This is a genomic window from Marinobacter sp. UBA2498, from assembly GCF_002341575.1.
Lineage (GTDB): Bacteria > Pseudomonadota > Gammaproteobacteria > Pseudomonadales > Oleiphilaceae > Marinobacter > Marinobacter manganoxydans.
The window spans coordinates 24,206-32,570 of the sequence record NZ_DDOI01000136.1 but is presented as its reverse complement, the minus strand read 5'-3'; the positions used below and the strand labels follow the sequence as shown (position 1 = coordinate 32,570).

Annotated in this window: 7 protein-coding genes; all 7 read right to left on the bottom strand. The window is 58.2% G+C overall.

Annotation, left to right across the window (positions count from 1 at the left end):
- Positions 1–28: 28 nt before the first annotated feature.
- Positions 29–583 (bottom strand): nitrous oxide reductase accessory protein NosL, encoded by a 555-nt coding sequence (locus tag B2W52_RS18740; RefSeq protein WP_273069409.1) that lies wholly within the window; start codon positions 581–583, stop codon positions 29–31.
- A 14-nt stretch (positions 584–597) separates the two neighbouring features.
- Positions 598–1,428: an ABC transporter permease gene (locus B2W52_RS18735; RefSeq protein WP_273069410.1), complete on the bottom strand. Its 831-nt coding sequence runs from the start codon at positions 1,426–1,428 to the stop codon at positions 598–600.
- On the bottom strand, positions 1,425–2,357 hold the full coding sequence (locus tag B2W52_RS18730) for an ABC transporter ATP-binding protein (RefSeq protein WP_273069411.1): 933 nt from the start codon (positions 2,355–2,357) through the stop codon (positions 1,425–1,427). The genes B2W52_RS18735 and B2W52_RS18730 overlap by 4 nt, the downstream gene beginning before the upstream one ends.
- A complete protein-coding gene (locus B2W52_RS18725) occupies positions 2,354–3,622 on the bottom strand; it encodes a nitrous oxide reductase family maturation protein NosD (RefSeq protein WP_008175381.1) in 1,269 nt (422 codons plus the stop codon). The genes B2W52_RS18730 and B2W52_RS18725 overlap by 4 nt, the downstream gene beginning before the upstream one ends.
- 225 nt (positions 3,623–3,847) lie before the next feature.
- Positions 3,848–5,743, bottom strand: coding sequence for a TAT-dependent nitrous-oxide reductase (nosZ, locus tag B2W52_RS18720; protein ID WP_008175382.1), 1,896 nt, complete (start codon positions 5,741–5,743; stop codon positions 3,848–3,850).
- 64 nt (positions 5,744–5,807) lie between these two features.
- Complete coding sequence (gene nosR, locus B2W52_RS18715) at positions 5,808–7,907, bottom strand: transcriptional regulator NosR (protein WP_273069454.1); 2,100 nt, start codon at positions 7,905–7,907, stop codon at positions 5,808–5,810.
- A 157-nt stretch (positions 7,908–8,064) separates the two neighbouring features.
- A partial coding sequence (locus B2W52_RS18710) for a ribonucleotide reductase subunit alpha (protein WP_286803886.1) occupies positions 8,065–8,365 on the bottom strand: 301 nt, incomplete at its 5' end.

Below are 8,365 nucleotides of genomic sequence, written 5' to 3'. Positions count from 1 at the left end.
AAAGCTTTCATCTGACCCTTTTTCATTTCTAGTGGTCCATTCCGTCCATTCCGTCCATACCATCCATACCATGCTTCGCCAGGCCGGTATTCAGATGCTCCATGGTGATCGAACTGTATTTCAGAACCTCACCGCCATGTTCCATCATGAACCCGTGGGCGGCTTCCTCGGTCGCAAAGGAGGCAAGCGTCGGCCCCATGGCGCCCGAGCGGTCAGAGCCAACCACGAAGAAAGCGTCCCGGGCGTCGATCAGGGCGGTGTCGTCCGGATGCTCCCACTCGGTCTGGGTCATGTCGTGGACGTAGAGGGTGTGATCACGGTTTTCATTCTCCGGCTGGAGCATCCAGGCGAACATGTCCTTGGTGGAGCAGAACTTACGGACGTGCTGCTCTTTCTCGGTTATGGCCTCACCCTTGGGGCCCGGGAAATTGGAGATCACCATGCCGCAGACGTGGCATTCATCGCCGCTTTCGAAATGCACCGGTTCGGGTTTGGCCATGGTCTGCTCCTCATTGCCCGAACAGGCGGTGAGGGTTATGGCTGCCAGAGCGGCGAGGAGCCAGTTGAGTTTACTTCTGTTCATCGGGATAACTCCGTTCAGATACGACGGTTTCGGAAAAGTAACAGGGCGCCTCCCAGCGGGATGGCAAACCACAGCACCAGGCCGATCCACAGGCCGGTGGCGCCGATGGGCAGATCGGCACCGAGACTGAGGACGCCGCTGAGCTGGGCGGTATCGCCGAAGGCAACGATATTGAGCAGGCGGTAGACATCCGTGGGATTGAGCATCAACAGCCAGGGCAACAGTTCAGCACTGAACTGGCCTTCGCTGGCCACGAGGGTGCCCAGCAGCATCAGGTCGAAGATCAGCACGAAGAAGAACCAGATCGCCAGGGCCAGGCCGGCGGCGATGGGCTTTTCGCTGACCCGCACACTGATCACGTAGGCAAGGGCAATAAAGCCCCACCCCAGAAGCACGGTGGAGCCAATAAACCGCAGCATGGCTGCTGCGAGACTGGCAATGGCAACGTTTTCCACCAGCACCGCAATGGCCACGCCGGCGACGCCGAAGCCAATCACGGTGGCGAGAGCCAGGGTCAGGCCATGGCCCAGGAACTTGCCGAGCAGCAACTGGCTGCGGCTGAGTGGGTAGGTCAACAGTAACAGCAGGGTTCCACCCTCTTCTTCCCCGACGATGGCATCGTAGGCCAGCAACAGTGCAATCAACGGGATCAGGAAGATTCCAAGGCTCGCCAGGCTGGCAATGGTGGCCGGCGTGGAGGCATATCCCACCTGCCCGGAGGCGGCGGCGCCAAACCAGGCGATGCCCAAAGCCAGGGTGGCGAAAACCAGGGAAATGGCCATCAGCCAGCGGTTGCGCAGGCTGTCACTGAGTTCCTTGCGGGCAATGGTCCAGATACTGTTCATTGGCTGCCTCCCCGGTGGGCCAGGCCACCCGAACCGATAAAGTGCACGTAGATGTCTTCCAGGCTGGGTTGATGAATGCTGATATCTGCCACTTCACCCGACGCCATCACTGCATGCAGCAAGGCCATTTTATCCCTTGGCTGCAGATCCACCCGCAGGCGCCCGCTATCGGACTTGATGATCAGGCCACTGCTGCTCGAAGCGCTGTCGATCACATGTTCCAGCGCCGAGATACTGTTGGCTGGTTCCAGAGACAGGGTTACCGGCATATTCGCCTGCCGCCTCAGTGCGGCCAGATCGCCAGCGGCCTTCAGTGCGCCATCGGTGAGAATGGCCGCACGATCGATGTAAGGCTCGACACCGGGCAGGACATGGGAACACAGCACAATGCCCGTGCCCCCATCACGCAGCTCCCGGAGCAACCGGTACAGGTCTGCCGTGGCGACCGGATCCAGCCCCACCGTAGGCTCGTCCAGCATCAGCAGCCTGGGCTTACCCAACAGCGCCTGGGCCAGACCAAGACGCTGGCGCATGCCTTTCGAGTAGGTCTTGGTGCGGGCACCCATCGCATCGCCAAGGCCAACCTGTTCGAGCAGTTGCGGCACCTGTTGCAGGGACGCGCCCTTCAACCGGGCGAAATGGTTCAGAATCTCCCGACCGGTCAGCTGCGGATAGAACATCACGTTCTCCGGCAGGTAACCGATGTGCTGGGTTACCTGCGGATCGCCGGCATGGCCGCCAAGCACGGAAACCGATCCCTGGTTGGGGTTCATGAGCCCCAGGATCAGCTTGATACAGGTTGTCTTACCGGCCCCGTTATGGCCGAACAACCCCAGAATCTCCCCCGGCTCCAGAGTCAGGTCGATCCCCGTAAGGACCGGGCTCTTGTCGTACCGGTAACTCACATTCTCAAGACGAAAACAGCTCATCGGTTCTCCGGTTGAAGCTCTGCGGGCATCCGCATCAGGGGATGGGAATCGGTCACACCGGCGGACTTGACCACCGGAAACGCAGCCTGCACCCAGCGCAGGGTATCCACCGCCGGGCTGAACATCAGAACCTTGGCTTCCGGGTATTTCCACAGCAGCCGGTCCACGTTGTCATTGGGCTCATAGGGCACATCGCCAACGCCATCCTGATCCCGGTCCCAGCCCAGGTAATCACTCCAGTAATTGCCCTTACCGTCACTGGACCACTCCTGCGTGCGGGTGGCGACATACTTCACCTGACGCTGATTGTTCACGAACGCGTTGCCAAAAACCTCGTTGTCTTCCGAACCCGCCGTCAGATGAATTCCGATATTACTGTCGGCAAAGACATTGCCTTCAAAGGTGTTGTACAGCGAGTTGTAGATAAACACCGCCTTACCTTCAGCCCCCTCAATGGCAACACCGGCGGTCTGCCCCTGGGACACGCCCGTCACCACGTTCCCCCGCAGCTCTGACTGAGTAATGAAATTCATCAGAATCCCGTAGTTCTCATCATTAACCGACCGGTTGTTAATCACCTTCAGACGCTTGCTCTGCATCAGCGCATAACCGGTTCGCGTGTTACGGGTGACATTGTTCTCCAGCAGATTATTCATCGAGTACATGTAATGGATGCCATAACGCAGATCCGCCATCTCATTGACCCGGATCGTATTGTTATTCGCCGTCTCCATATAAATCGCATCCCGCGTCCGACGGATGTCATTGCCTTCAATCAGCGCGCCGGTGGTATTGAACAGATGAATCCCATTGCCCCGGTCATTCGGACGCAGACTGTCATCACCGCGAATCCGATTATCGCGGACCGTCACATCCGGCGTTGCATCCAGCCACACCCCGAACGCCGGCCCCTGCAAACGATTGTTCTCAACCACCGCGCCCCTGGCCTCCCGAGCCACAAAAATCCCCGCATCCAGCTCGTTCAGATTGCTGCCCCAGTTGCGAACGGCACATCCGGAAAACGTCACCCTCTCGGCGACGATATCCACCGCATTGCCCTGCCCGCCGGGGTCAATCACCGTCTCGGCATGGCAAGACACAGACACCCCGGGCACCCGGATTGCCAGAGACGAAATCTGTTCAGGGGGAAGCTCAAAGCTCGCGCCCGGTTCCAGGGCATCAAGCTGTTCTTGCAGGTCCGCTTGCGCGGTCAGCGATAACAGAGCGACTGTCAGGGCCACTCCATAACGCAAAATTCGATACATCAACGTTTCTCAAGAGTAAGGAAATTGGCGAACTGCACTTTACTTCGAGCAAATCGATGGCAAAGGGCTTTCCGAAACCGTAGAGGGCCATGGATGGCCCGATCCGAGCCCTACAGGGACGTACTCGCGGGCGTGTTTCGGAAAGCCCTTTGCCATCGGTTTGCCACACCCAAGCAGCAGGCTTGCCAGGGCCCGATCATCAGGCCCCGGCAAGACCGACCTAAATCAGGCCTTCTCTACAATCATGCGACCGCGCATCTCCATATGCAGCGCATGACAGAACCAGTTGCAGTAGTACCAGTGCACCCCGGGACGATCCGCCTTGAAGGTCACCGAAGCCGTCTGCTGCGGACTGACCTCCATGCTCACACCATGGTTCACCATACAGAAACCGTGGGTCACATCCTCAATGGTGTCCAGGTTGGTCACATACACGGTCACCTCATCACCCTGCTTCACCTTGAACTCCGTCATCCCGTACTGCGGCGCAATTGAGGTCATGTAAACACGAACCTTGTTGCCATCGCGGATAACCTTGTTGTCGGCTTCCAGAGTAACGCCATCCTTCTTGGCCTGCTCAACGGCAGAGGCAAAGAACGGATCGTCACGATCGTAGATCTTCCTGGTCTTGATCTGATCACGACGGACCAGAATGCAGTCGTGGGGCTCGGCGAAGGCCGGGCCATCGTGAACCAGCTTCATCTCCTCGCCGGAGATATCGATCAGCTGGTCGTTCTCCGCATGCAAAGGTCCAACCGGCAGGAACCGGTCCTTGGAGAACTTCGACAGCACCACCAGCCACTTGCCATCGGCATCCCGGGATTCGGTCAGAGACGCGTGGTTGTGGCCCGGCTGATAATGCACATCCAGCTTCTGGCGGATGTAGTTCACGTCCTCGCCGTTGTAGTGCCTGATGGCATCGGCAATGTTCCACTTGCACACCTGGCTGTCGATAAACAGAGTGGTGTAGGCGTTACCCCGACCGTCGTATGTGGTGTGCAGGGGCCCAAGACCCAGCTCTGGCTCACCCACCACGGTATCACGGGGCTCAATCGCTCCGTCGAACAGGTCATCCAGCTTCTCGATCGAAATAATGGTGACCGTTGGCGACAACTTGCCATTGGCAATAAAGTACTTGCCGTCCGGGGAGGTATTCAGGCCATGCGGGTTCTTGGGAACCGGGATGTAGCGGGTCAGGTCCGAGCCTGCACGACCGTCCACCACAGGCACCTTGGAGTCGCCCAGGGTCTTGTAGTTACCGTCCCGGACTGCCTTCTCGATGCGCTCGATGTTGAACACGACGGCCCAATCCCGATCGTTGCGCATGGTGCCGGCCAGATCCAGTGCCTTCTCCGAGTTGTAGCAGGTGGCACAGGCGTATTTGCCGGTGTAGTCTGCATCGGTGTTGTCCAGGTTGCCATCCACAATCACCTGGAAGGCCACTTCCATGGTTTCCGCGTCCACCGCATTGAACATGGTATAGCTGTTTTCAAGGCTGGTATCGCTGCCGTCGTTCGGGTGCGGGATCACGTATTCCCCGTTACAGAAGACGTACTTGGTCTTCGGCACCTTCTGCAGCCGCAGACCATGGATGGCCTGAACGTTGGGAATGGCGGTGATCTTGTCACACTTCATGATGTCCAGACGGATACGGGCAACCCGGGTATTGGCCTTGTCATTGATGAACAGATACTTGCCATCGTAACGGCCATCCGTCATGGAAATATGCGGGTGGTGGGAGTCACCGTTCAGGTGGGTATTGTCATGGCCCAATACGTCTTTGCTCTCGTTGCTAATCCCCCAGCCTGTCGCAGAATCCACGTTGAACACGGGGATACGCATGAGTTCCCGCATGGATGGGATGCCCAGGACCCGTACTTCACCGGAGTGACCACCACTCCAGAAACCGTAGTACTCGTCCAGTTCGCCGGGGTGCACAACGTATTTATTGCGGGCTTCTTCGGCGGCAGCCGCGAACGATTCCCGTGACATCACTGCAGCACCAAGGCCGGTTGCCCCGGCAACACCGGCGAGTGCCGCGGCACCCATGAACCGGCGGCGACTCTGCCCGCTCTCGGGAAGCGCCTGGGTATCCTTGGTCAGATCATCTCTTTTTTTCATAACATCCAACTCCGTTATTGGTAATGGCGGTTTTGCTTCTCGTGCTTTCTTTTTATGGGACTACTCAAGACACCTGAACCACGGGTATTTCCTCCGGGTGGCCTGGTGCGTTATGGCCACGGCGCTTGCCGCGTCGCTTGACGATCAGCGGTGGGCACTTGTGGTCATCGAAATAGGTCATCTGGCAGTCCAGGCAGTAATGGCATTCCATGTAGTTGATGTGGCCGTCCGGGTGGATCGCCTGAACTTCACACTCGTGATCGCACAGCCGGCAAGGATTGCCACATTCCTTGCGGCGTTTGAGCCAGTCGAACACTCGCAGTTTGCTTGGCAGTGCCAAAGCCGCGCCCAGCGGACACATGTAGCGGCAAAACACTTTGCGGGTGAACAGGTTGACCACCAGTAGCAACACGGCGTAAGTCACGAAAGGCCAGCTGCGATCAAACTTCAGGGTGATGGCGGTCTTGAACGGCTCCACCTCTGCAAGCCGTTCGGCGGTCGCCATGGAATCCAGCGACACTCCGAACAACACCAGCAGAATGATGTACTTGATGGCCCATAGCCGCTCGTGCACGGCAAAAGGCACGGTGTATTGGGGTACTTTCAGCTTGCGGGCAATTTCGTTCAGCAGTTCCTGCAGCGCGCCGAACGGGCACAACCACCCACAGTAAACCGCCCGGCCCCAGAGCAGGATGATGCCTGCCACCACGGCCCAGAGAATGAAAATCACCGGGTCGATCAGGAAGGTTTCCCAGCTGAAGCCACTGATCAGGCTGTTCACAAACGTGAGCACGTTGACGATGGACAGCTGCCCCATGGCAAACCAGCCGATGAAGAACAGGGTGTAGGTCAGAAATGCGTGGCGGATCCAACGCATGATTCTGGGTTTTTTCACCAGCCAGTCCTGGAAGAACAGGATAAACATCAGCACGCCGATACCAATACCGAGCACCACAATCTGGAACTCCCGCTGGTACCACACCTGCACCCACATGGGCTGGCTCTCCAGCCATTCTTCCTCGGAGACAACTGTCTCCGGACGGGTGTAATACTGCTCCGGCAGCTGGTACTCCAGCGGGAATACCTGGAATTCGCTGTCCAGCGGCCCGGTCTGGCGCTTCACCGTGAGCTCGAGTGTCCACGGTGTACCGGGATCGAAGTTGTATTGCTGGCGAATGATGAAGATCGCCATCTCGGTGAACTCCGGCATGCCCTCGGCATAGACATCACTCAGCCGGTAGAAGTCCAGGTCACGGAAGTTAAAGGTGTCACCAAACTGGCGAATCTGGATACGGTCGAAGATGCCGCCGCGAACGTAACCCGATCCTTTGAAGGAGTATTCACCGTTGGCCATCACGGCAATGGCATGCTCGCCCTCCTCCAGCTCGGATGTCAGCCACTGGTACTGGCTCTCGCCCAGCAGATTCCGGCCGATGGTGGGCGCATCCAGGTAAGCGGCATACAGATCAATCAGCGGCTCTTTGCGTTCCTCCGGGCCCGCGGTATCAACGCCTTCGGCTTCCGTCCCCTTGAAGGAATCATCCACCTGGCCCTTGGTAAGCATTAACCGGCGCACCGAGCCGTCACCGGTCAGTTCCTGCCAGGTTTTCTGTTCAAAGGCCTGTTTGTCGACGGTCGCCAGAGGCGGACGGGTTCCATCCTCGCCTTCAACCATGCCCAGTTCCACTCCCACCCGGTGGGCAGTGCGCATGATCACTTCATTGATCACCATCACGGTCACAGTGGCCCCGGACAATCCGTCAACGGCCACCTTTCGTTCCGAAGAGGTTCCGCCCACGGTTACCCGCTGGTCCGCTTTGAGGCCCGTGTACTGATCGGTAAAGGCGTGCATTTTGCTTTCGGGTATGCCCACCAGGAGAATGGGTTCGTCGTGGTGGATTACCTTGGCGGCCTTGATGGTGCCTTCGGCATCCAGCACCACCATGGCATTGACCGGCTTGCCCGAGTAGGCGGGGGTCTGGACAAAATCCAGTGACTGATAGGCGTAGCCCACCAACTCCTTACGGACGTAGAGCTCCTGGATGGCCCGATTGCCTTTCCGGGGAATCACCCGGGTGACATCGGGAAACGCCTGCTCAATGACCTGACGACCGGCAACGGGCTCATACTTGGACAGAGGCGCTGCATCCAGGGCCATGGCCATGATCGACGCGAAAAAGACAAAAGCGAAGCGGGAAAAAACGGACACAGAAGACTCCCTGAGAAAAAGCGCCTTATTGCTTCAGCCTAGGCAAATTAGAGGAAAATCAAATACCTCTTATTGAATACACCTGGCGGAGGAACTGATCGACTTCACGCTGTCAGCCCAGGCTGACAGCGTTTCCGTATGAATCGAGAGGGAGGTAATTACTTATATGGCCGAGGCGGATGGACTCCACCATCATGGTCAGCGGCTGCTGCGCCTCATCGGTGGATGGGGGCGTGCCACCGCGGCCGGACATGGCGGCGACGAACACCACATCCCAGGACTGGCCTGTGGCCCGGGATTCTTCTTGCAAGGCCCCGAAATCCGGTGCCTCTTCGGGCGTCTTGTCGACGCAGATCACCGGCGTCAGGGCGCCGCCTTCACCGCGCTCAAAAGCGGCTCTTTCTTCCGGGGAG

Bases quoted from the DNA above. Each gene is read 5' to 3' on its own strand.
- B2W52_RS18740 (WP_273069409.1), bottom strand. From the start codon at position 583: ATGAACAGAAGTAAACTCAACTGGCTCCTCGCCGCTCTGGCAGCCATA.
- B2W52_RS18735 (WP_273069410.1), bottom strand. From the start codon at position 1,428: ATGAACAGTATCTGGACCATTGCCCGCAAGGAACTCAGTGACAGCCTG.
- B2W52_RS18730 (WP_273069411.1), bottom strand. From the start codon at position 2,357: ATGAGCTGTTTTCGTCTTGAGAATGTGAGTTACCGGTACGACAAGAGC.
- B2W52_RS18725 (WP_008175381.1), bottom strand. From the start codon at position 3,622: ATGTATCGAATTTTGCGTTATGGAGTGGCCCTGACAGTCGCTCTGTTA.
- nosZ (WP_008175382.1), bottom strand. From the start codon at position 5,743: ATGAAAAAAAGAGATGATCTGACCAAGGATACCCAGGCGCTTCCCGAG.
- nosR (WP_273069454.1), bottom strand. From the start codon at position 7,907: ATGGCCATGGCCCTGGATGCAGCGCCTCTGTCCAAGTATGAGCCCGTT.